Source organism: Kosakonia sp. SMBL-WEM22, from assembly GCF_014490785.1.
Lineage (GTDB): Bacteria > Pseudomonadota > Gammaproteobacteria > Enterobacterales > Enterobacteriaceae > Kosakonia.
The window spans coordinates 2,083,099-2,103,941 of record NZ_CP051488.1 but is presented as its reverse complement, the minus strand read 5'-3'; the positions used below and the strand labels follow the sequence as shown (position 1 = coordinate 2,103,941).

Annotated in this window: 24 protein-coding genes; 12 read left to right on the top strand and 12 right to left on the bottom strand. The window is 54.3% G+C overall.

From position 1 onward, the window contains the following. Positions 1 to 285: 285 nt before the first annotated feature. The gene (locus HF650_RS09990) at positions 286 to 792 is read left to right on the top strand and encodes a YbaK/prolyl-tRNA synthetase associated domain-containing protein (protein ID WP_187802223.1); all 507 of its coding nucleotides are present in this window, start codon (positions 286 to 288) and stop codon (positions 790 to 792) included. An 11-nt stretch (positions 793 to 803) separates the two neighbouring features. Then, positions 804 to 1,250 carry a DUF441 domain-containing protein gene (locus HF650_RS09985; RefSeq protein WP_187802222.1) on the top strand — a complete coding sequence of 149 codons (447 nt, stop codon included), beginning with the start codon at positions 804 to 806 and terminating at the stop codon, positions 1,248 to 1,250. Here HF650_RS09985 and HF650_RS09980 read toward each other — a convergent pair. The 5 genes from HF650_RS09980 to HF650_RS09960 all read right to left on the bottom strand — a co-directional run bounded on the left by HF650_RS09980 (position 1,233) and on the right by HF650_RS09960 (position 5,311). After that, positions 1,233 to 1,925: an amino acid ABC transporter permease gene (locus HF650_RS09980; protein ID WP_187802221.1), complete on the bottom strand. Its 693-nt coding sequence runs from the start codon at positions 1,923 to 1,925 to the stop codon at positions 1,233 to 1,235. The two genes, HF650_RS09985 and HF650_RS09980, sit on opposite strands and share 18 nt — an antisense overlap. Beyond that, entirely contained in the window at positions 1,915 to 2,673 is a 759-nt protein-coding gene (locus tag HF650_RS09975; RefSeq protein ID WP_187802220.1) for an ABC transporter permease subunit, read from the bottom strand. Before HF650_RS09975 ends, HF650_RS09980 begins: the two co-directional genes overlap by 11 nt. Further along, positions 2,673 to 3,494, bottom strand: coding sequence for an amino acid ABC transporter ATP-binding protein (locus HF650_RS09970; protein WP_187802219.1), 822 nt, complete (start codon positions 3,492 to 3,494; stop codon positions 2,673 to 2,675). Before HF650_RS09970 ends, HF650_RS09975 begins: the two co-directional genes overlap by 1 nt. Positions 3,495 to 3,496: 2 nt before the next feature. Continuing rightward, positions 3,497 to 4,315 carry an ABC transporter substrate-binding protein gene (locus HF650_RS09965; RefSeq protein ID WP_187802650.1) on the bottom strand — a complete coding sequence of 273 codons (819 nt, stop codon included), beginning with the start codon at positions 4,313 to 4,315 and terminating at the stop codon, positions 3,497 to 3,499. A gap of 210 nt (positions 4,316 to 4,525) precedes the next feature. Next, positions 4,526 to 5,311, bottom strand: coding sequence for a helix-turn-helix transcriptional regulator (locus tag HF650_RS09960; RefSeq protein ID WP_187802218.1), 786 nt, complete (start codon positions 5,309 to 5,311; stop codon positions 4,526 to 4,528). 99 nt (positions 5,312 to 5,410) lie between these two features. Between HF650_RS09960 and HF650_RS09955 the strand changes: the two genes are divergently transcribed. After that, the gene (locus HF650_RS09955) at positions 5,411 to 6,595 is read left to right on the top strand and encodes a CynX/NimT family MFS transporter (protein ID WP_187802217.1); all 1,185 of its coding nucleotides are present in this window, start codon (positions 5,411 to 5,413) and stop codon (positions 6,593 to 6,595) included. Between the two features lie 137 nt (positions 6,596 to 6,732). On the opposite strand, the gene HF650_RS09950 is transcribed toward HF650_RS09955, so the two are convergent. Continuing rightward, on the bottom strand, positions 6,733 to 7,440 hold the full coding sequence (locus HF650_RS09950; RefSeq protein ID WP_187802216.1) for a CTP synthase: 708 nt from the start codon (positions 7,438 to 7,440) through the stop codon (positions 6,733 to 6,735). Between the two features lie 155 nt (positions 7,441 to 7,595). On the opposite strand from HF650_RS09950, the gene HF650_RS09945 reads away from it, so the two are divergent. After that, positions 7,596 to 7,943 carry a DUF488 domain-containing protein gene (locus tag HF650_RS09945; RefSeq protein ID WP_187802215.1) on the top strand — a complete coding sequence of 116 codons (348 nt, stop codon included), beginning with the start codon at positions 7,596 to 7,598 and terminating at the stop codon, positions 7,941 to 7,943. Here HF650_RS09945 and HF650_RS09940 read toward each other — a convergent pair. Together HF650_RS09940 and HF650_RS09935 are read right to left on the bottom strand one after the other, a co-directional pair. After that, positions 7,940 to 8,245 (bottom strand): hypothetical protein, encoded by a 306-nt coding sequence (locus HF650_RS09940; protein ID WP_187802214.1) that lies wholly within the window; start codon positions 8,243 to 8,245, stop codon positions 7,940 to 7,942. The two genes, HF650_RS09945 and HF650_RS09940, sit on opposite strands and share 4 nt — an antisense overlap. Before the next feature lie 78 nt (positions 8,246 to 8,323). Next, positions 8,324 to 8,569, bottom strand: coding sequence for a DUF333 domain-containing protein (locus HF650_RS09935; RefSeq protein ID WP_187802213.1), 246 nt, complete (start codon positions 8,567 to 8,569; stop codon positions 8,324 to 8,326). A 301-nt stretch (positions 8,570 to 8,870) separates the two neighbouring features. Between HF650_RS09935 and HF650_RS09930 the strand changes: the two genes are divergently transcribed. The 5 genes from HF650_RS09930 (at position 8,871) to HF650_RS09905 (ending at position 14,134) form a co-directional block, all read left to right on the top strand. After that, a complete protein-coding gene (locus HF650_RS09930; protein ID WP_187802212.1) occupies positions 8,871 to 9,899 on the top strand; it encodes a sensor domain-containing diguanylate cyclase in 1,029 nt (342 codons plus the stop codon). A 273-nt stretch (positions 9,900 to 10,172) separates the two neighbouring features. Next, entirely contained in the window at positions 10,173 to 11,996 is a 1,824-nt protein-coding gene (locus HF650_RS09920; RefSeq protein WP_187802211.1) for a sensor domain-containing phosphodiesterase, read from the top strand. A gap of 377 nt (positions 11,997 to 12,373) precedes the next feature. Beyond that, positions 12,374 to 12,613, top strand: a complete 240-nt coding sequence (locus HF650_RS09915; RefSeq protein WP_023481865.1) for a DinI family protein — start codon at positions 12,374 to 12,376, stop codon at positions 12,611 to 12,613. Between the two features lie 183 nt (positions 12,614 to 12,796). Further along, positions 12,797 to 13,372: a YrbL family protein gene (locus HF650_RS09910; protein WP_187802210.1), complete on the top strand. Its 576-nt coding sequence runs from the start codon at positions 12,797 to 12,799 to the stop codon at positions 13,370 to 13,372. A 129-nt stretch (positions 13,373 to 13,501) separates the two neighbouring features. Next, positions 13,502 to 14,134, top strand: coding sequence for a hypothetical protein (locus tag HF650_RS09905; protein WP_187802209.1), 633 nt, complete (start codon positions 13,502 to 13,504; stop codon positions 14,132 to 14,134). On the opposite strand, the gene HF650_RS09900 is transcribed toward HF650_RS09905, so the two are convergent. After that, positions 14,123 to 15,331, bottom strand: a complete 1,209-nt coding sequence (locus tag HF650_RS09900) for an MFS transporter (protein WP_187802208.1) — start codon at positions 15,329 to 15,331, stop codon at positions 14,123 to 14,125. The two genes, HF650_RS09905 and HF650_RS09900, sit on opposite strands and share 12 nt — an antisense overlap. A 115-nt stretch (positions 15,332 to 15,446) precedes the next feature. Continuing rightward, the gene (locus HF650_RS09895; RefSeq protein WP_187802207.1) at positions 15,447 to 15,980 is read right to left on the bottom strand and encodes a hypothetical protein; all 534 of its coding nucleotides are present in this window, start codon (positions 15,978 to 15,980) and stop codon (positions 15,447 to 15,449) included. Between the two features lie 308 nt (positions 15,981 to 16,288). On the opposite strand from HF650_RS09895, the gene yjbE reads away from it, so the two are divergent. Next, positions 16,289 to 16,555: an exopolysaccharide production protein YjbE gene (gene yjbE, locus HF650_RS09890; protein WP_223284295.1), complete on the top strand. Its 267-nt coding sequence runs from the start codon at positions 16,289 to 16,291 to the stop codon at positions 16,553 to 16,555. Positions 16,556 to 17,079: 524 nt separating this feature from the next. After that, entirely contained in the window at positions 17,080 to 17,982 is a 903-nt protein-coding gene (locus HF650_RS09885) for a hypothetical protein (protein ID WP_187802206.1), read from the top strand. Positions 17,983 to 18,157: 175 nt separating this feature from the next. On the opposite strand, the gene HF650_RS09880 is transcribed toward HF650_RS09885, so the two are convergent. Both HF650_RS09880 and HF650_RS09875 read right to left on the bottom strand, forming a co-directional pair. After that, positions 18,158 to 18,478 carry a hypothetical protein gene (locus HF650_RS09880; RefSeq protein ID WP_223284294.1) on the bottom strand — a complete coding sequence of 107 codons (321 nt, stop codon included), beginning with the start codon at positions 18,476 to 18,478 and terminating at the stop codon, positions 18,158 to 18,160. A gap of 165 nt (positions 18,479 to 18,643) precedes the next feature. Continuing rightward, positions 18,644 to 19,099, bottom strand: a complete 456-nt coding sequence (locus HF650_RS09875; RefSeq protein ID WP_187802204.1) for a GNAT family N-acetyltransferase — start codon at positions 19,097 to 19,099, stop codon at positions 18,644 to 18,646. Positions 19,100 to 19,353: 254 nt separating this feature from the next. Here HF650_RS09875 and HF650_RS09870 point away from each other — a divergent pair, with 254 nt between their 5' ends. Then, a complete protein-coding gene (locus HF650_RS09870) occupies positions 19,354 to 20,835 on the top strand; it encodes a PLP-dependent aminotransferase family protein (protein ID WP_187802203.1) in 1,482 nt (493 codons plus the stop codon). Positions 20,836 to 20,843 lie beyond the last annotated feature (8 nt).

Below are 20,843 nucleotides of genomic sequence, written 5' to 3'. Positions count from 1 at the left end.
TCGTTAATAGGCAGAAATAGACGTAAAAACCGGGTTTATTTAGCCACTTGTCGCCGTATAGATATGGCACATTATCCTCAATCCAGTTTGATACGCAGCGGAGTCCTCGTTGCGAATGGCAATGTGAGCGAGTAAAGCCCACCAGGGCACTGAATCATTTCCCGTACACACAACGAATTGTTTGTAGTGCTTGTATTTTTTGGCCGCCCCCCGGGGCGGCATTTTTATTTTCAGCCCCCGCAATGTGAGGTAATGTAAACTTCTTTACATTTTCCGGGAGCGACCATGTCTGAGATTGCCAGCCGCGATATCCACGCGCATCTACTCCAACTTCTTACTGAGCAGCAGGCCCGGTTTCGCGTGGTTGAACATGATGCCGTCGGCAAGTGTGAAGCGGTGAGTGAAATTCGCGGTACTGCGCTCGGCCAGGGAGCGAAAGCGCTGGTGTGTAAAATCAAAGGCAACGGCGTGAAAAAGCATGCGCTGGCGATACTTGGTGCCGATCTGCAGGCCGATCTCAGCCGCCTAGCACAACACTTTGGCGGACTGAAAGCGTCGCTGGCCAGCCCGGCCGAGGTCGATCGCCTCACCGCCTGCGTCTTTGGCGCAATTCCCCCCTTCTCTTTTCACCCTGACCTTGAACTGGTTGCCGACCCGGTGTTATTCCAGCGCTTCGATGAGATCGCCTTCAACGCCGGGCTGCTGGAAAAATCAGTGATCATGAATACGCACGACTATTTGCGCATCGCCCGGCCAGCGCTGGTCGATTTTCGCCGCGAGAGCGCAGAGTAAGGATAGTTTGCATGTTTGATACCACGCTGTTTATTCTGCTCGCCCTCGCCGCGCTCGGCTTTGTCAGCCATAACACCACCGTTGCGGTCTCGATCCTCGTGCTGATCATTGTGCGCGTCACGCCGCTTAACACCCTCTTTCCGTGGATTGAAAAGCAGGGGCTGACGGTCGGCATTATCATTCTGACGATTGGCGTGATGGCTCCGATTGCCAGCGGATCGCTGCCGCCTTCAACGCTGCTGCACTCCTTTGCCAACTGGAAGTCGCTGGTGGCGATTGCTGTCGGGGTGTTTGTCTCCTGGCTGGGCGGGCGCGGGGTTACGCTGATGAGTTCGCAGCCCTCGCTGGTTGCGGGGCTGCTGGTGGGAACGGTGTTAGGCGTGGCCCTGTTCCGGGGCGTGCCGGTTGGGCCACTGATTGCCGCAGGCCTGGTGTCGCTACTAATTGGCCGGCAGTGAAAGACGTCGCTGCCAGCGCTTCACGCCATACTCCAGCGCGCTGCACAACAGGTAGTAGACCAGGCCGGTGAAGATAAACAGTGCCGCCGGATAGACCTGCACACGGTTATTGACCTGGCCGGCGACGGTGGTCAGCTCCGGCACATTGACAATAAAGGCCAGCGAGGTGTCTTTCAGCAGCGCGATCAGCAGGCCGATAAACGACGGCAGCGCGTTGCGTAACGCCTGCGGCAGCAGCACGTGGCGCAGGATCTGCACACTGGCAAAACCGCTGCTCAGCGCCGCTTCATACTGCCCGCGCGGAAGTGCGCCGAGCGCCGCCAGTGTCGAGTACATCACCGATGCCGAGGTAAACCATGCCAGCGCCAGCGTGACCGTTACCGCCCCGGGTAAGTCCGCCCCCGTTATCCACGGCAGTAAAAACCAGAGCCAGAAGATAACGAAGATCAACGGGATGCCACGAATCAGCTCCGCCCACAAAAACAGCACCTTGCGCGGCCAGCCGCGAAAACGCCAGGCGCAACAGGCCAGCAGAATACCGCCGGGAAACGCCAGCGCCGCTGCGCCAATGGTCATTAACAGCGACAGCAGTACGCCACCCGGCTCACCCTGCGCGACTCTGCCCCACAGCAGGTAGTCGAGGTTATCGGTAATGACGGTGATATTAGCGATCACGCGGCACCTCCGTGGCGTGGCGCAGCGACCGCCAGTGGCGCGGCAGATTAAACAGCACGCTCATCAACAGACCGAGCAGCAGATAGAGCGCGCTGCCCACGGCAAACGCCTCCAGCGCATGGGCATTAAAGCTCTCAATCTGCCGGGTCTGGTAGGTCAATTCGCCGAGACCAATACCGGTCGCCAGCGAGGAGAGTTTCATCAGGTTGAGATACTGCCCCACCACCGGCTGCCAGGCATTCTGCACCCCCTGCGGCAGCAGCACCCAGCGAAAAATTGCCAGCTGGTTGAAGCCCTGCGACTGCGCCGCCTCCACCTGACCGCGCGGTACAGCGAGCAGCCCGGCCTGGATCTCCTCCACCAGAAAGGCAGCGGTAAAGAGCCCAAGCGCCCAGGCTGAGGAGAGAAACTCCGGCGTAAACCACCAGACATCGCCCGGCAGAATGCTAAAGGCGTGCTCGTCGTTGACGTACTGGCGAGCCGCCAGCGGCAGAATGTTCCATGCGGCGAAATACCAGAACAGCAGTTGCACCAAGAGTGGCGTATTACGAAACAGTGACACCCAGGCCGCCACCGCGCCGCGGCCCGCGCGACCACCCGCCAGACGCAGCGCCAGCAGCAGCACGGTGAGCAACGTTGCGAGGATCATCCCCACCAGCGTAACCCACACCGTGGTGAGAAAACCGGAAAAGATCCACTGTGCGGGCTGGCCAGTGAGCACGCCCGCCCAGTCAAGATGCAGTGCCATTACAACTCCTTGTTATCGGCATGCAGCGGGTTGAGCACCTTTTGCAGAAAACGCTGCGCGCGCGGATGCTGCGGTGCGGTAAAGAAGTCAGCGGGCGCGGCCTGCTCAAGAATTTCGCCGCCGTCGATAAAAATCACCCGGTCGGCGATCTCGCGGGCGAACTGCATCTCGTGCGTCACCACAATCAGGGTGATACCGCTGTGCGCCAGCGATTTCATCACCTGTAGCACTTCGCCAATCATCTCTGGATCGAGGGCCGAGGTCGGCTCATCAAACAGGATAATGTGCGGGTCGGCCGCCAGCGTGCGCGCAATCGCCACCCGCTGCTGCTGCCCGCCGGAGAGCTGCGCCGGGTAGTGCTGCGCCTTCTCCTGCAAGCCAACGCGCACCAGCAGCGCAAGTGCGATCTGCTGGGCTTCGGCAGCGCTTTTGCCGTGAATATGGCGCAGCGCGAGGGTAATATTCTCGAGCGCGGTGAGATGGGCGTAAAGGTTGAACTGCTGGAAAACAAAACCGACATGGCGGCGCAGCCCGCGCAATTTACGGTCGGTGAGCTGGCTGGTCGGCTGACCATCGACAAAAATCTCGCCGCTGGTCAGGTTTTCGAGTTGATTAATCAGGCGGATCAGCGTCGATTTCCCGGAGCCGGAAGGGCCACACACCGCCACCACTTCCCCCGCCGCGACCTGCAAATCAATCGCTTTCAGCACCACGTTGTCGCCAAAGCTTTTGTTCGCCTGGCGAAACACCACCGTGCCTTTTTGCACGGGCAACGCCCCTGCGGCGTCCGCCACAGGGGAAGAGAAGAGACCTGCCAGCATCGCTATTTCGCTTCTATGGTAAAGCTGCGCGGAGCCGGGGTTTTGGTTTGCGGGCCAAACCAGGTGTCGTAAATCTTCGCCGCTTCACCGCTCTTCTCAAGGTTCACCAGCTCTTCATTAACTTTGTTCAGCAAAGCACTCTCCCCTTTGCTGACGCCGACGCCAATCTCCTCTTTCGACAGCAGATCGGGCAGGATCTTAAATTTCGCTTTATCCGGCGCACCCGCCAGCAGCCCCGCCAGAATGGTGCTGTCCTGGGTAATCGCCTGAACGTTGCCGTTACGCAGCGCGGTCAGCGCCAGTGGGATGTCGTCATAGGCCAGCACGCGGGATTGCGGGAAGCGCTGATGCAGCGCCTGCTCGCCGGTGGTGCCTTTCACCGCGCCGATGCGCGCTTTACTGTACGCATCAAGCTTGTCCGGTGAAGAGGCAGGGACGAGGAACTGCTGGCCGGTGACAAAGTAAGGTGTAGAAAAATCGATCACCTGCGCCCGTTCAGGCGTAATGGTGATATCCGCAACAATCAGATCGACCTTGCCGGATTGCAGCAGCGGGATGCGGTTTGCCGGGTTGGTGGCAACCAGTTGCAGCTTGACGCCGAGGCTTTTCGCCAGCGCTTTTGCAAAATCGACGTCGTAGCCAACAATATCGTGGGTTTTAGCATCGATGGCGCCAAAGGGCGGGTTAGCGTCAAAGGTGGCGACTTTGACGACGCCTGCCGCTTTGATATCCGCCAGCTTGTCTGCCTGCGCGGAGAAGGAGAGCGCCGAAAGTAGCGCCAGCGCGCTGAACGCAGCCATTTTTTTAGTTTGTGATGAGATTGCCATGCTAATCCTTATGCCCGGTTATGGTGTTTATTGCCGCGTTAAAGTCACATAAGGTTTTTCACCACACAAATATCAAAAAGTGCATTGAATATCTGAAAAAGTTATTAAAAACAGCCTGGCGATATTTATCACTTATCCTCTCTTCTTGAGCGTTATAAACGTTTTAATTCCACATAAGATGAGTGGACTTAGCAGGGAAAAATATTACCGCTCCCCGAGCGTTGCCAGATAGCGCCCCGGCGTCTGCCCTAACCCCTTTTTAAACATGGTGATAAACGCCGTGGTCGAGTCATACCCCAGCGTCTGGGCGATGTGCTGCACGCTATAGCCCTCAATTAACAGGCGCAGGGCGAGGATCAGCTGTAACTGATGCCGCCAGCGGCGAAAACTTAGCCCTGTCTCTTTCACCACCAGCCGCGCAAGGTTGCGCTCGCTCATCGCGAAGCGCTGTGCCCACTGCGCCAGTGTCTGCCGGTCGGCCGGTGCCTGCTCCATCGTCTCCACCATCTGGCGGATCTTCGGATGCGTAGAGACGGGCAGCTGGAGCTGCATCTGCGGCTGATGGGGTAACTCATCAAACAGCACCTGGATCAGGCGCTGGGTCTGCGGCTCACGCCGAGCGGCGGTTGAACGGGCAGCAAGTTGCAGGATCAGTTCGCGCACCAGCGGCGAGATCTTGAGGGTGCAGCAGTGCTCCGGCATCACCACCGCCCAGCGTTCAATAAACAGAAAGCAGAGCTGGGCATTGGCGGTGGCGTGATTGCTGTGCGGCACAAAACCCGGTAGCCACATGGCGTGGTGCGGGGGCACCATCCAGCGGGCATTCTCCACTTCACAGGTGATCGCCCCTTTTAAGGCGAGGATCAGCTGCCCTTTGCGGTGGTGATGCGCGGGAATACGCTGTTCGTGCGCCGCCATGCGGATGTGAAAGGCGACAGCGGCTTCCTGCTGGCTGTCGGGATCGAAGCCCGCTAAGGCCAGGTCGTGCATAAAGTTGTCCGAATTTAGCGATAAAGTGTCATTTTAGCTTGATTCAAACAGTGGTGAAAAACGCTATCGTAGTGCCCTCTTTTTATGGATGAGAACACCATGACCACTCCCTCCTCTGACAGCAAGCAGCGTGCACTGCTAATTGTTGGCATCCTGATGATTGCCACCACGTTGCGCGTCACCTTCACCGGCGCTGCGCCGTTGCTGGATGCTATTCGCGCCGACTATGGCTTAACCACGGCACAAACGGGTCTGCTCACCACGCTGCCGCTGCTGGCCTTCGCGCTCATTTCACCGCTGGCAGCCGGCGTGGCGCGACGGATCGGCATGGAGCGCAGCCTGTTTGCGGCACTGCTGCTCATCTGCGCTGGCATCGCCCTGCGCTCGCTCCCCTCCTCCCTGCTGCTGTTTATCGGTACGGCGGTGATTGGCTGCGGTATTGCGCTCGGCAACGTGCTCTTGCCCGGCATGCTGAAGCGGGATTTTGCCCAGCATGTCGCCAAACTGACCGGGGCGTACTCGCTCACCATGGGCGCGGCAGCGGCGATCGGCTCCGCGGCGATGGTGCCGATTGCGCAGAGCGGCGCGGGCTGGCACGGCGCTCTGCTCACGCTAATGATCTTCCCGTTGCTGGCGCTGCTGCTCTGGCTGCCGCGCCTGCGCCACGGCGCACCGGCGGCGCTCAGTGCCACAGGTGCGCTTCACAGCCGCGGCATCTGGCGCTCGGCGCTGGCCTGGCAGGTGACGCTCTATCTCGGGATCAACTCGCTGATTTACTACATTGTGATCGGCTGGCTGCCGTCGATTCTGATAAGCCAGGGGTTCAGTGAGGCGCAGGCAGGCTCGCTGCACGGCGTACTGCAACTGGCGACGGCGGCACCTGGTTTACTGGTTCCGCTGGTACTGCACCGCCTTCGCGATCAGCGGGCCATCGCGGCGCTGGTTGCACTGCTCTGCGCTGCGGGTGCGCTGGGGCTTTGGCTGCAGCCGGATCATGCGGCGATCTGGACGGTGGTGTACGGATTTGGTTCAGGAGCGACGATGATCCTCGGCCTCACCTTTATTGGCCTGCGCGCGAGTTCGGCGCACCAGGCCGCGGCGCTGTCGGGGATGGCGCAATCGGTGGGCTATCTGCTCGCCGCCTGCGGGCCGCCGCTGATGGGGAGAGTGCATGACGCCAGCGGCGACTGGCATCTGCCGCTGATCGCCTGCGCGCTGCTGTCTGTTGTGATGGCGCTGTGCGGCGCGTTTGCCGGACGCAACCGGGAGATCGTTCCCGGTTAGAGGCTGGATGGTGGGTAAATGCGGGATTGAGGATAAATGCCGGATGGCGCGTAAACGCTTATCCGGCCTACAACAACCCGGTACCGCTTTTGTAGGCCGGATAAGGCGCAAGCCGCCATCCGGCACAATCCACGCACTTATTCGCCTGCGGCGCGTAGCATCGCATGCACCAGCGGGACCGGGCGACCTTCCAGCGCACCGCGCTCGTGCTGGAACAGTGTGGCAACAAAGAACGGATGGGTAATCAACTCTACCGCCCGCACCTCACCCTCTTCATCCCAGCCGGTTACCCGCAGATCGCCATGCTCCAGCTCGCTGGCAAACTCCGGGGAAACGCCAAAACTACAGCGGTAGGCTTCATCAATCTCATTGCGGCCATAGGCACGGGCAATCAGCGTATTGGGCCTTAACTCAATGGCACCCGTTTGATCCACCAGCGCGCAAGTCAATGGTGAAATCACCATCCGCCCTGTGGTTTCGGTTTCCGCATGGGCGGCATCATCCCAACCCAGCACATTGCGGGCGTACTCAATCACCGCATGCTGGAAACCGCCGCAGGTGCCGAGAAACGGAATGGCGTTTTCACGCGCATATTTGATGGCAATAAACGCCCCTGCTGCATTTTCATACGGGCTGCCCGGCACGACCCAGATGGCATCATAGCCGACCAAATCTTCAGGATTATCGATCTCGCGGGTCGCCAGCCAGTCATAATCAGCGGTGATCTCAAGGACTGCCGCAGCATCGTCAATGGCTAGCGGGATCGCCTGATGCGCAACGATGTCATGGTTATAGTCGCCGATCAGCGCAATACGCAGTGTCTTTTTAGGCGGAATGTGATTCATGGAGAAGTGCCCCTATGCCGTGGTAGATAATGGCTAACATAAGGCGCATCACACTAGACGTCTTTAACGGTAATCACAACACCTTAAATCAGCGGGGTAAGATTACGACTAATTATGAAACAATAAGTTGCCAGTTTAAGAAAAGGAGAGAACGTATGATCCAGTGCAAACGTGTCTACGACGCCGCCAGTAAAGAGGATGGCTACCGGGTGCTGGTCGACAGGCTCTGGCCGCGCGGCATTAAGAAGGTCGATCTGGCCTGTGACGAGTGGTGTAAAACCCTCGCCCCGTCAGCGGAGCTGCGCAAAGCCTTTCACGGTGAGGCGATCGGTTTTGCCGCCTTTAAGAAGCGCTACCGGGAAGAGCTGGAAACGCAAAAAGAGGCGGGTGAACAGCTGGCGGCGCGGGGGAAAAAGGGCACCGTCACGCTGTTATATGCGGCAAAAGATACGGAGCAGAACCACGCCGTCGTGCTCGCAGAGTGGCTGCGCGCGCTGCGTTAGCTCATCACCTGCGTGCGTTCGTCCTGCGGCGCGCTGTCCGGCTGCAGGGGCATCAGGTGCTCGGCGCGCACAAAGGCGAAACCCTGCTGACCGTCAAATGCAGTTACATCGCCCGTCACCAGCCAGAGCGCGCGCGCTGCGGTGCGCGGCATTTCGGTGACCACGCCATTAACCGGATTGAGAAAGCGCTCTCCCGGCTGGCAGAGACCAAATAATTCCACGGATTTACCGATATTGCTCCGCCCACTGGCGGTCTGGGCGCCGATAACTAATGCCTGGCTGCCCGGTCGTAACTGAAACATACTTCTCTCGCGCGCTCTCGTGAATACTGAATATGAGATAATTCTGAAAGAGAAGTTTACCGGGCTTTTCTGCCGCTGTCACGATCCTGGTGCAGGATGATCGCGACGCCACAGCGCCCACTCGTCAATCACTTCCCCTCCCGGCAGTTTGCACTCGGTGCGCACGCCCTGCGGGCTCTGCACCGGCACGCGCTCGCCGCCGCGCTGTTGGCAGTAGACTGCCGCCGGGTTAGCCATGCCAACCTGCGGATGATCCGTTTTTACAGCAGGCGATGAGGTGCAGGCAGAGACCAGCAACGGTAAAACGAGTAAGCCATAACGCATTTTCTTCTCCTTACAGTGACCAACAACGCTGTTGAGAATAACCGTGCAAGCGGCATATCTCCATGATTTCTCCATTCTTAATGCACTTTTCACCGTTATAGTCTGCTTCGTTCTCACCCATGACCAGAGAACATCATTCCGTAATCAATGAGTTTTTGCCCCGCCTCATCAGCGGGGCTTTTTTTGTCCGTTACACGATATATCAAATCTTTTTCGTTCATGTTTTAATGGCGCGCCGTCGAAATAGTCAGCAATAACGTGCCGGGTCAACGAGGTACCCACGCACCGGAGCCCATTATTCATGTCCGATTTCATTCTCGCTCAGGTCTCGGAAAGCCTGTCGAAAGAGCACTCCCTGGAAAGTTTAGTCCGTCAGTTTCTGGAAATGCTGGAGATGGTGACCGATATGGAATCGACCTACCTGACAAAAATCAGTGACGACCCCCGCCAGCAACATATTGTCTACTCCCGCAACAGTAAGCAGCTTGAGATCCCGGAAGGCTTCTCCCTCCCCTTCGGCGATAGCCTGTGCAAACGCGCGCTGGATGATAACTGTCTGTTCGCCAATGATGTGGCAACCCGCTGGCGCGATTGTGAAGCCGCCCAGGCGCTGGGGATCACCACCTATCTCAGCCAGCCGGTGCAGCTGGCAGACGGTTCGCTTTATGGCACGCTATGTGCGGCCAGCAACCAAAAAAAGATGCTCAGCGTGCGCGGTGAGCAGGTGCTGCGCCTGTTTGCTGGCCTTATTGCGCAATACATTGAAAAAGAGCATCTCGTTGACCAGCTGCGCGAAGCCAATGCCGCGCTTATCGCCCACTCTTATACCGATGCGTTGACCGGCCTGCCGAATCGCCGCTCGCTGTTCGAATCGCTGCAGACACTCTTCTCCCTGGCTCGCCATCTGAAAATCCACGTCATTATTGCTTTTATCGATCTCGACAATTTCAAAGGAATTAACGATCAGTTTGGTCATGAGACCGGCGATCGCTTCCTGATTGAGGTGGGTAAGCGGCTGAGAAAGGGTGGCGGGAAAGATGATATCGTTGGCCGACTCGGCGGCGATGAGTTTTTACTCGCCTGCCCCGGCGGCCCGCTCCACCAGCCACAGGGCGTGCTGCTCAGCGCGCTGAAAACTCGCCTCGACGGGAAGATTGCCGGAGAGTATCAGCTTGGTGATATTCATCTCCACTACCCTGGTGCCAGCGTTGGTGTGATTGAGATTAACCCTGAGCAGTACGATGCGGACAGCGCCCTGCGCGCGGCGGATGAAGTAATGTACCGGGTGAAGAAGAGCAAAACGAAAAAAGCATTCCAGCAGCTCAATTAATGGGGTTATCTCCCGTTGCTGATATGAGGCAAATCTTAATGGCCTCGCTTTCATATACACTTAACAGAGTCGGCGCGTGCCGCTGATCGAGGAGCCTCTATGAAAAAGACCACCATCATCATGTTGATCGTCGCGATTATCGCCGTGGTTGGCACCCAGCTTGGCTGGTGGAAGTAGTTATAGGCGGCTGCATCGGGTAAGCCGCTGCCAGTCACGCTGATGGAGCTCTCAGACTAAGTTACCCTGTTTTAACTTGTTGGCCAGGAGCGCACCATGTTTACGGGTCTTAAAAAAAGTGAAAGCAAACAGCTGGCGGCACTCGAATTATTGAGTAAGGCCGATCCGGCCCGCGATGCTGCGCTGGCAGAATTTGCGCGTCTGGCCAGTGAAGTGATGGGCGTATCGGGCTGTTTTATCACCACCTTTGATGACGAGTTTCAGTACATCAAATTTGTCGAAAACGTGCCGATTGAGCACAATAAAATCGCCATTCATAAAACTATGTGCCAGTACTCACTGGCTGACCGGCAAATGATTGTGTGTAACGATGCCCGTATTGATGCGCGATTTTCTCATCAGCCGCTGGTCAATAGCGGCGATATCCTCTTTTACGCCTCGATGCCGATGATCGCCAGAGAGGGAACAATTTTCGGCACGTTGTGCGTTACTCATCCAGACATCTACAAACCTAATGCCCGGCAAATTGCTAATTTTGAACGCATCGCGGCGCTGGCCACGCTCTACCTTGAATCCTGCTACAACATTGGCCTCGTCGATGCGCTGACCGGCCTGCCGAATCGCCCCTGTTTAATCAAGGAGATGACGCGCCTGAAGCAAAACGCCAGCGGTGACTATGCCCTGATCATTTTTGACTGTATTGATATTCCTCGCGCCTATGAATTGACCCGCTATCTTGGCGTTGAAGCGCTGGAGACGCTGCTGCGCAGCTTTGGTCCGCTGCTGCAGATGCGCTTGCGGCTTAATCAGTCGACAACACTTTATGCCTTTGCCACTGGACGCTTTGCGGTGCTGACAGAGAGGGATGCGGCACTCAGGCTGACTAAGCGGGTTGAAAAATCGCACGCCTTCCAGGCAACTATTGGCAGCGATATCAATATCAATCTCTCAATTCACGCGGGTTTTGTCCCCTTTAAGCCGGAAACGGACAACGTGCAGGAGGTTGTGCGGCAGGCGATCAGCGCCCTGCATGAGGCGATCCGCGAGAATAACCCGGTGCTGCTGTTCAACCCGATTCTTGACCACCAGCGTAATAAAGATTTCCGCCTGCTGTACGATTTGAGCCAGGCGATCAAATCGGGCGATCAGCTCTATATGGCCTATCAACCCAAAGTCTCTTTGCGCTCGGGTAGGACGGAGGGCGTCGAGGCGCTGCTGCGCTGGACACACCCCGGGCTTGGGCCGATATCGCCTGCGCTTATCGTCACGCTGGCGGAAAAAACCTCTCTGATGGCGGATATCACCCGCTGGGTGATCAAAACGGTGATTATTCAGGCCAAAGCGTGGAAGGCGATCGGAATCGATCTCCCCGTCTCCATCAACGTCACGGTGAGTGATTTTTCACGCACCGGCTTTGCCGATGAACTGGCGCAGCACATTATCTTCGCCGGGCTTACCCCTGCCGATATCCACATTGAGTGTCTGGAAACAGAAAAGGTGCTCGAGAGCGATGCTGCACTTCGTGAGCTTAACCGTCTCAAGGCGCTTGGTTTCACTATCCTGCTTGATGATTTTGGCGCGGGTTACAGCAATATCAGCTACCTGCGGCGCATCCCTATTGACATGATAAAACTTGACCGCTCGCTGGTCAGCCAGATCGCCACCGATAACGACAGCCGCATCATCGCCCGCAATGTGATCATGATGTTGAAAGAGTTAAATTACGTGGTGCTGGCGGAAGGGGTGGAAGATCTGGACACGGCACGCATGCTCGAAGAGTATGGCTGCGATGAAGCACAAGGTTACCTGTTTGCCCGCCCGCTATTAGCAGCAGATATTCCTGCCTGGCTAGTGGACAGCAAACCCTGGCGCCTGCTGGCGAAAATCCATACCAACCCACAACATCATTTGGGCAGATAATGCATTGTCGCACCGTCCACAGTGAAGATAAGAGCAGACCAATTATTAAAGTGATGATTAATACACTGATCATCAAATTTATAAATCTCTCCAGCGAAAAATTTGCGTTTGTACACCTTTGGCCGCCGGGTTATAAAGTGCGCAAGTGACGGATATACGCTTCAACAATTTCTACTCTCTTCGCTGGCAGTTTTGATGTCGAAACTGCCATGCTTTATCTCTTCCTCTTGCTGAAAAGCCTCGCCTGCACTACCTAAGTTGCGCTGTTTACGCCCAGGTACGCAGAATGCACCGCTCTTACACGCTTTAGTCTTGAATACTGATTTTTTATCCAGTATAAATGCTGCACGAAAAATCAGACTGAATAGGACGACCCTGTGTTTGTTGAACTGGTTTACGACAAGCGTAACGTTGAAGGTTTACCCGGCGCGAGAGAGATTATTCTCACTGAACTGACAAAGCGCGTACACCGCATCTTTCCGGATGCCGATGTGCGGGTGAAACCGATGCAGGCCAATGGCCTGAACAGCGATGCCAGCAAAAGCGATCGTGAAAAGCTAAACCGCATGCTGGAAGAGATGTTCGAAGAGGCGGATATGTGGATGGTTCAGGAGTAAACGTCAATGACGTGATACGCACCGCGCATGGTTTGAGGGTCGCTCTTTACCTCCACCGGGCGACCAAATTTAACATGTGGTGCGCTTATTCCCTGGCTTTGGGGTAAATGTATCAAATCATTTCCCTTGTTTAGGGAATATTTAACCAGGCAATCTCATAGTATTCGGCAAGGAGAGTTAACCATGCTGATACTAGAAGAGAATATAGGTAGCGGCCGCCACCGCCGGTGTTACCAGCACCCATTTGATAGTCAAAAATGTGTCAAAACCCTCTACAACCCCGATGACGGCGGGTTGAAAGAGGTGAAGCGCGAAACGCGTTACTACCGCAAAAAAGCAGGCTCTATTCAGGCGTGCCAGGCGATCCCCAACTATTACGGTAAAATCCAGACCAATTTTGGCACCGGCCATGTTTTCGATCTGGTTACTGATTACGATGGCAAAATTTCCAAAAGCCTGGAGTTCTACCTGAAGAACAAGCGTCTTTCTTTGCCGCTGCTGGAGGAGAAGCTCGCCGAATTGCGCAGCAGTCTCGTTGAGTACGGTATCTCGACCATGACGTTGAAAGAGTACAATGTGCTGGTGCGCAAAACCGCGCCGCAAGAGTATGAGCTGGTCGTTATTGATAACATTGGCGAAGCTGAGTTTGTTCCTCTCTCATCCTATTTCCGTTTTCTTCATCGCCGGAAAATAGACAGGTCCATTCAGCGCTTTAAAAAACGCATCCATAAGATTATCAATACCGTTCAGGACGCCTAAAAATGACGCAACCGGCTATTTAGCCGGTTCGTTCTTCCTCTTTAAAGGTCAATACGCCACTAATCGCAAAGCAGCGTAAACCCTAATCCGTTATGTTAGCCCGCTAATTATTATCAACGTGGCAATATTATGAAATTCGATAAACGCCTGACGCCCATGACCGTGGTTCTGGCGGCTTTCGCCTGCATTATTCCTTTTTTCGCCGACTTTTCTCTCCCTCTTTATCACGGACTCCTGGTAGAGGTCATCGAAAATGTCCAGGCGCTGTGGCTACTTTTTGCTTTCGTTTTTACTTTACGCTTCGCGCTGGCTGCCCCGCTAACACCTGAGCGCAAAAGATTCTGGCTCTGGGCAGCAATATGGTGGCTGGTATTACTCGGGCGCAGCGTCAGCTGGGGACGTGACTATTTTCCACACGAGCCGCGTCTTCTTTTTCGGGCTATTTCGGTGTTATTGATTGGCGCACTGGTGCTGTTTCCCCTCTTCTCTTCTGTGCTCCGCCAGCAAATTAGTCACCGCCTGCGTCATCAAACCCTGCTGCTCTGGAGCTTCGCGCTGGTCGTGGTCTCCTTCCTGATCTCCGACAGCGTGGAACATCACCGCGTTATTGCCCACTTCTTCCTGCACAAACGCGCCTATCAGGATCTGATTGAAGAGCTCTATGAGTTCCCCTTTATGATTGGGCTCTTTTACGTCTGCCGGGATCTGATGCGCCGGGAACCGCTAATGCCGCATCAGCGAGGTGAAACCTCACTCGCGTAAGGGTTGCGTTGCCCCTTTTTTGGCGAAGCCGAGCCAGATGATGAGCGCCGTCAGCGCAATGCTCGCCAGCGTGATAAAAGCCGTGCGCCAGGAGTAGTGCGTCGCCACCGTTCCGGCAAGCGAGGGGCTGATGGCGGCGCCGAAGCCCTGCATCAACATTACCAGCGCCTGCCCGGCATTAACGTGCCCCGTGCCGTTTAACAGCGAGGCAATAAAGCCGGGCACCGCCACGCCGAGAATACCGGCGCTCATTCCATCGAAAATCTGCACCGGAATTGCCGCCCACGGCGAGGGCCATAGCGCGGCGGTCATCGCACGGATCGGCAAAATAAGCAGCGCAATCAAGATCAATTTTTCATAGCCATATCGCCGGGCGTAGCGCGAAACCATCAGCGCTACCGGGATCATCACGCCCTGGGCTATCACCACCGTCATTGCGGCATACGCGCCAGGGTTAAAAAGCCCGGCGTTATGACCTGAAGCGACCTGCATACTCAGCATCGGCAACTGTGCCGCATTCGACAGATGGAACAGCATCAGAGTCAGCCCGGTGATGGTGAGCGCCGGGATTTTAAGCAACGTGAAGAGCGAAGGGATCTCGCCGAGCGTCTCTTCAGGGTTTAGCCCGCGCGCGATGCGGTGATCGATATCCTTTTCACGGATCGCCAGTACCGCCATCAGCGCGCCAAAGGCCATCACCAGCATCAGCAGGAAGACCGCGCCGATGCCCCAGTACCAGCTGGCCACACCGGCCAGCAGCGCCGAAAGCATATTGCCACCGTGATTGTAGGCTTCATTGCGGCCAAGCTGATGAGCAAAGCGTTTCTGCCCCACCAGACCCAGCGTCAGACCCGCCATTGCCGGGCCGATAAACGCCGCCGAAATACCTGTTGCCACCTGGCTTGCGTAGACCATTAACGAGCCGGGGAAGAACCACAGCAGTAGCGTACCCGCCATGATCAGCAGCGCCGCCATGGCGATAATCGCACGCTTGCGCGACGAAGCATCCACCACAATACCGGAGGGCAGCGTTGCCAGTAGCCCGGCGATACCGCCCGCGGTCATGGCGTAGCCTATCGCTTCCGCACTCCAGTGGTAGTGAATCAGGAAGATCCCCAGAAAGGGGCCAAGACCATCCCGCACATCCGCCATAAAAAAGCTGAGCAAACACAACGCCTGAATCGAACGTAATGGCATCTTAAAGTTCTCTTTTTTCCATATTCAATGAGCAGGCTGAGTCTACCCTGGCGAAGCGCTACCAGGGTGCGGTGAAAGTGTTACAAAAATGTGATTAGTTGCGCGACTGTCAGAATTAACAGGGCCAGCCGAGCTGTTCGCGAATCGCTCTGCGATAGGGCGTGTCGAATATGGCGGGAACCTGGCAGAGGTAGTCCTGCGCGTGGCTGAGAGTCTCCCCCGTTAGGGAGCGCAGATATGCGAGCGCATCATCAACACAGGGTATACGCCCCTCAATACCGTTAAAACGCGGTGGTAAAGCGGTCCAGATCACTGCATCAAGCTGTTTTGCCGCAGCCCATGCGGCGAGTGTACCGTCCATCTTGCCCGCCAGCACCAGCGAGCCGACGCCATCTTCCCGGGAATCCGGGATCTGCTCGCGCTTACGCAGGGCCGCGACTGCAAGCTCCAGGTTGGCAGTATTGAGAAATGCCCAGTGGACCGGTACAACTGGCGCGTTGATACAGAGCGCCGTGGCCAGCTCGCCCCCGTCGCCAACACGGGAAAACTCAATGGGTAGATGTGGGCCATCGGCATGCCAGCTGCTGGCAATTGGTAAACCCTCTGCTTTCCAGATAAGCGATCCCCACCCAAGACAAGCAATGTTCATTCTTACTCCTTTGTTATTTTTCCATTCACGACAGCAATAGCGCAGCCCGAACTGAGGCCGCTGCGTCGCACTTTTAAGGGTAGGTTGCGCCGCTAAAAGCGCCAGCGGTGGCGCTCACCCGGTTGCGGATAATCTGAAAGTTTCGCCTGGGTTAAGTAGCGAGGCGTCAGGAAATCAGTCACTTAACAAATAGTTCAGCGATCCTAAAAACGCCTATTTAACAAATGGATACAGTTGTAAATTTTACTTAGGTAACAATAAAAATAGTGTATGTGTGGATGTCAAAGCCCTAATGGAAGAATCGATAAATGGAGAAGATAAATATGAAAATGACGATTGCTGCACTGGTTTTAATGACCGCGGCGGGTAACGCTGCTGCCGCGCCTGCCTCCGCCCTGGAGCTCAACAGTGGAGAAGCGGCTGGCGCAAGTGCCTCTGAATTCGCGGTGGGTTCGTCCGTCATTGCCGGCGTAACTGTTGCAACAGCCGTAACCGGTATCGCACTGATGGCGGCGGGCGGCAATAATGGTTCAAATACCGGCACCACGACAACCACTACTACGTCGACACAGTAAGTTGCGTTGCGCCTGACGGTCTCAGGCGGCTGGCATTGCATATTATAAAGGGAGCCTTCTGGCTCCCTTTTTTATTCATGGCACTAAGTTCGTTTATGCGATGATCACCCTATCAATATTTTTTCATCAATTAATATGCATAATTATTTAAGATACTATGGCAATACAGGATAATAGAGTTAAAAAATCACGATATAAATAAGCATATTCAATGAGCTATTACTGCTACTCATGGCTATTAAAAAAAAGGATATAAAACCTGGTGGATGGACACATTTAATCCCCCCATGTTCATTAATAAACACTGAGCGGCATAATTTATTTAGAGTAATAAAAGATGGGTTCGTTTTTTTAAACTTCAGCAACAGCAAGTTAGCTGACTTATTTTTCTACATAGGAACAATACAATACGATAATTATAATTAGCCACACTCTGCATAAGCTTGTATAATGATATTTTCTAATCAACGCAATTTAGCTCTTAGTTTCTACTAACTGCACAAATGACAATAAAGGTAATAATTATGGATAAATTCAATTTTACCAGACAAGCTCTCATTTTCCCAAGTGTTGAACCTGAACATCATTTTCATATTCAAGATGATCTTCTTTATGATTGTATTGGGCTTGGCAGAGGCAGTAGCAACACTCCCGACAGAGTGACAGGTTTTAGTTATGGTAAAGATTTTGGCTACGCCTTGTTAACCTATTTCGCCGCGCGCGCACTCAATTTCAAACGCCTTCCCTTCTGCGAAGATCGTATTTATGCAAACTTTTATGGCTGCCATGAGAGATATAAAACTATACTTGCACAACTTGATGAGCAAAGAGTTGATTCTATTTGCGCTGAGTTACGAAGCCTTTATCAGCATACACAGAGGAAATTGCAAGAAAAGAACGTTAATTCTGTAAACATAGGAAGAAAGATCAGCTCGAGAAGCAATGGTTATGTTGAGACGATAATACAAATAAAAAACTCTGCGGAATTATTAGGCTTAGACACAATAAAGGTTGAAATGGACACTTTAAACTCTTTTGGTGATGAGGGGGCCTATTTCGGCGAGGTTTTTTTGAAAATGAATGTACCAGCAAAAGATATTCTTTATTGCAGTAGTCTTATTGGAAACCGAGCAGGACAAAATGCCACAATGGAGACAGGAGAATGGGTTGTTTTAAATCGTTCACCAACGGGAGTCACTGAATTGCCTCTGGCAGCTATCCATGTTGATAACTCTTTGTGGTGTGCAGATAAAACGTTAACGAAAGAAAAAGCAGAGAAAATATTAGATAGATACAATCCTTTTGTATTCCGCAATCTCTATTCCACAGAACAAAATCATGGTACTTATGGATTAAAACGTTCCTTCAAAGGAAAGATTTTATCTTACCTTCTGGAGTATCTTAATAAAAATAGCGGTGATAAGTAAGTTAACATGAATTAGGATCTCATGAAAACAATAAACAAGAGTTATGTTCAAGATAATGTAATTTTTTATTATTTATACTGGCTAGGTTATGAGTGAGTTGCAGTTGCAAATCAGCGACTTTGTAATAAAACAAGCGGGACTACACTCTAAATCCCGCTTTATTTCACTCTCTGTATTACACCGGCATGGAGAATGTCGTGACGTTATCCGTTTGCGGATCGATGGCAATGACGCAAATGGCATAGTTACCGCCAAGGCGGTCTTTACGATCGGCTATCCGCAGGTTGTAGGTCTCCGAGAAGGAGGTATAACTGGAAGAGTTTGACTCATTCAGTTTGAAGCCAATAATCTGTTCGAAATAGCTGCGGCTCTTGCCGATGCTGGTTTTGCACTGTTCGTTTGTGATGGTGCCCACTTTTCTCGCAGAGGCGTTCTGCTGCGCGTTTGTACCTTTAGGGGTGAGCGCGGCGTTCACCGCGTTCATCTGATCTTGCATGCTTTTCTGGAAATCAGCGCATGAAACCGAGGCCAGTATCAGGCCACACAAAAGTATCTTCTTCACTATTTTGTTTATCCTGTTCAGGTTAAAAACGGCCGCAACGCGTCGCCTGATGCGAACTCTTTTTGTTTTTAAATGATGTTGTAGATGTGCGGAAAATTGTTATCTCACCTGCATGCGATATTCAATCATGCCGCTTCTCTTCGCCACCCAGTCATATAAACGCTGGCCGCGATAATTGGTCTCATGGGTGTGCCAGTAAAGATGGCTGGCGTGGCGCTTTCTACTTTCTCGCTGCACATATTCAATTAACTGTTTGCCCGCCTGTTGGCCGCGAACAGATTCACACACATAGAGATCTTCAAGGTAGCAATAATCGCTCTCCGCCCAGGTGGAGCGGTGAAAGAGATAATGGGCAAAACCGACTATTTTGCCGTTATATTTCGCCACCGCACAGAATACCGGCTCAAGCGGGCTGAAAAAGCGTTGCCACGTGCGTTGGGTTACCGCGTCAGAAATATCGACCTTATAAAATTCCTGATATTTCTCCCACAATGGCAACCACTCTTCATAATCACTCTCGTGTGCCGCTTCAATAGTGAAAATATTATTAATCATAGTAATGACCTCTCTTGTTTCATTGCTGTTACGTGTCCGTCATCCGTAAATAAACTGCAGCGAAATAGATCCTGGCGTTAATTTCCCACCCGCTGCATGGCAATGGCTAATTACGTTTGCGAGATGAGTATAAGCAGGCAATGGCACGTTTAGCCCCACCAATTTTAGCAATCAGAGCAGACCAATTAAGAGTTCGGCATTCGCGTTTGTTGCTTTAGACTGGCGGCTGAGATGCGCCATGGCGGGGAGAGCCGATGTTTAAGCATGCACAACTTGAAACAGTGAAAGCGTGGATGGTCGATCCGGCTAACGGATCGCTGCCGCTGCATGAAAGGATCCAGCGGGCAATACGCACGCTTATCCTCGACGGTACTCTGGCTGAAGGCAAAGCCCTTCCCGCCTCCCGCGCGCTGGCAGCTTCGCTCTCTGTCTCGCGCGATACTATTGAAGCCGCTTACAGCCGCCTGCATGCAGAGGGCTTTATTGAGCGGCACACCGGCAAAGGGAGCTTCGTCTCTGCGCGTACCCGGCTACTGAAATCCCATCCACGTCAGCGCCGGTCAAATGCAGGAGTACGTAAACCTGCGCTTAGCTCTCGCGGTGAGGTCATTTATGAAAGCGGAGGGGTGCGGGAGTTTTCCCGCCCTCGCCCGCTGGCACCGGGTATTCCTGAAACACGCTTATTCCCGATCCACACTTGGGAGCGCCTGCAGCGTCAGGTGCTGAAAGAGTATCGTCACCAGGCGCTTGATCAAAGCCCGCCCCAGGGTATGGAGCGTTTACGGCGCGCCATCGCGGAGTACGTCAACCTGGAGCGCGGCGCGCACGCTACGGCAGAACGCATCATCATTGTTACCAGTTCTCAGCAGGCGCTGGCTCTCTGCGCCAATGTGCTGATGGACAGTAAGGATAACGTGGTGATTGAAGATCCCGCCTATCAGGGCGCGCATAAAGCGTTTAAAGCGGCCGGGCTAAACACCTTACCCGTTGCGCTTGATGAGAACGGCCTGTCGATTGAGCAGCTTAACGCACTGAGCGAACCGGCAAAGGCGATCTATCTCACCCCTTCTCATCAATATCCTACCGGCGCCACGCTCTCTCTCGACAGGCGACTGGCGGTTATCGACTGGGCAAACCGACATCAGGCGTGGATCGTAGAGGATGATTACGACAGCGAGTTTCACTATGAAGGCAAGCCGATGGCCTGCGTCCAGGGGTTGGATGGCTCTGACCGGACGATCTATATCGGCACGTTCACCAAGTCCCTGTTTCCGGGGCTGCGCATCGCCTATATGATCGTTCCCGACGAACTGGTTGAGCCGCTGACGATAGCGCGCACATTAATGGATGGTCATACCGCCTCCATTCCCCAGCTGACGCTGGCGAAATTTATCGAAGGAGGCCATTTTGGGGCCTATGTGCGGATGATGCGCGGCGTCTATGTGGCGCGGCGTGACAAACTGGCCAGTCTGATAGAGCAGCACCTTGCTGATTTCGTCACCTGGCTGACGCCTGCGGGTGGCATGCAGATGCCCTGCCACCTTAAAGAGGGGATCGCTGAAGCCGAGATTGCCCTCGCCGCTCGCCGCGCCGATATCGATATGCTCGGATTAACCGCGCTATATGCAGGCCAACCGGCCTCAACCGGGTTCCTGATGGGCTTTGCCGCCTACAACGAACAGGAGATTGAGGCCGCAGTCATGAAACTTGCGGCAATTTTTCGCGCCCGTGGATGAGAGGCATC

Coding starts and splice junctions, on each gene's coding strand:
- HF650_RS09990 (WP_187802223.1), top strand. CDS start 286: ATGTCTGAGATTGCCAGCCGCGATATCCACGCGCATCTACTCCAACTT.
- HF650_RS09985 (WP_187802222.1), top strand. CDS start 804: ATGTTTGATACCACGCTGTTTATTCTGCTCGCCCTCGCCGCGCTCGGC.
- HF650_RS09975 (WP_187802220.1), bottom strand. CDS start 2,673: ATGGCACTGCATCTTGACTGGGCGGGCGTGCTCACTGGCCAGCCCGCA.
- HF650_RS09970 (WP_187802219.1), bottom strand. CDS start 3,494: ATGCTGGCAGGTCTCTTCTCTTCCCCTGTGGCGGACGCCGCAGGGGCG.
- HF650_RS09960 (WP_187802218.1), bottom strand. CDS start 5,311: ATGCACGACCTGGCCTTAGCGGGCTTCGATCCCGACAGCCAGCAGGAA.
- HF650_RS09955 (WP_187802217.1), top strand. CDS start 5,411: ATGACCACTCCCTCCTCTGACAGCAAGCAGCGTGCACTGCTAATTGTT.
- HF650_RS09950 (WP_187802216.1), bottom strand. CDS start 7,440: ATGAATCACATTCCGCCTAAAAAGACACTGCGTATTGCGCTGATCGGC.
- HF650_RS09945 (WP_187802215.1), top strand. CDS start 7,596: ATGATCCAGTGCAAACGTGTCTACGACGCCGCCAGTAAAGAGGATGGC.
- HF650_RS09940 (WP_187802214.1), bottom strand. CDS start 8,245: ATGTTTCAGTTACGACCGGGCAGCCAGGCATTAGTTATCGGCGCCCAG.
- HF650_RS09935 (WP_187802213.1), bottom strand. CDS start 8,569: ATGCGTTATGGCTTACTCGTTTTACCGTTGCTGGTCTCTGCCTGCACC.
- HF650_RS09930 (WP_187802212.1), top strand. CDS start 8,871: ATGTCCGATTTCATTCTCGCTCAGGTCTCGGAAAGCCTGTCGAAAGAG.
- HF650_RS09920 (WP_187802211.1), top strand. CDS start 10,173: ATGTTTACGGGTCTTAAAAAAAGTGAAAGCAAACAGCTGGCGGCACTC.
- HF650_RS09910 (WP_187802210.1), top strand. CDS start 12,797: ATGCTGATACTAGAAGAGAATATAGGTAGCGGCCGCCACCGCCGGTGT.
- HF650_RS09905 (WP_187802209.1), top strand. CDS start 13,502: ATGAAATTCGATAAACGCCTGACGCCCATGACCGTGGTTCTGGCGGCT.
- HF650_RS09900 (WP_187802208.1), bottom strand. CDS start 15,331: ATGCCATTACGTTCGATTCAGGCGTTGTGTTTGCTCAGCTTTTTTATG.
- HF650_RS09895 (WP_187802207.1), bottom strand. CDS start 15,980: ATGAACATTGCTTGTCTTGGGTGGGGATCGCTTATCTGGAAAGCAGAG.
- yjbE (WP_223284295.1), top strand. CDS start 16,289: ATGGAGAAGATAAATATGAAAATGACGATTGCTGCACTGGTTTTAATG.
- HF650_RS09885 (WP_187802206.1), top strand. CDS start 17,080: ATGGATAAATTCAATTTTACCAGACAAGCTCTCATTTTCCCAAGTGTT.
- HF650_RS09880 (WP_223284294.1), bottom strand. CDS start 18,478: ATGCAAGATCAGATGAACGCGGTGAACGCCGCGCTCACCCCTAAAGGT.
- HF650_RS09875 (WP_187802204.1), bottom strand. CDS start 19,099: ATGATTAATAATATTTTCACTATTGAAGCGGCACACGAGAGTGATTAT.
- HF650_RS09870 (WP_187802203.1), top strand. CDS start 19,354: ATGTTTAAGCATGCACAACTTGAAACAGTGAAAGCGTGGATGGTCGAT.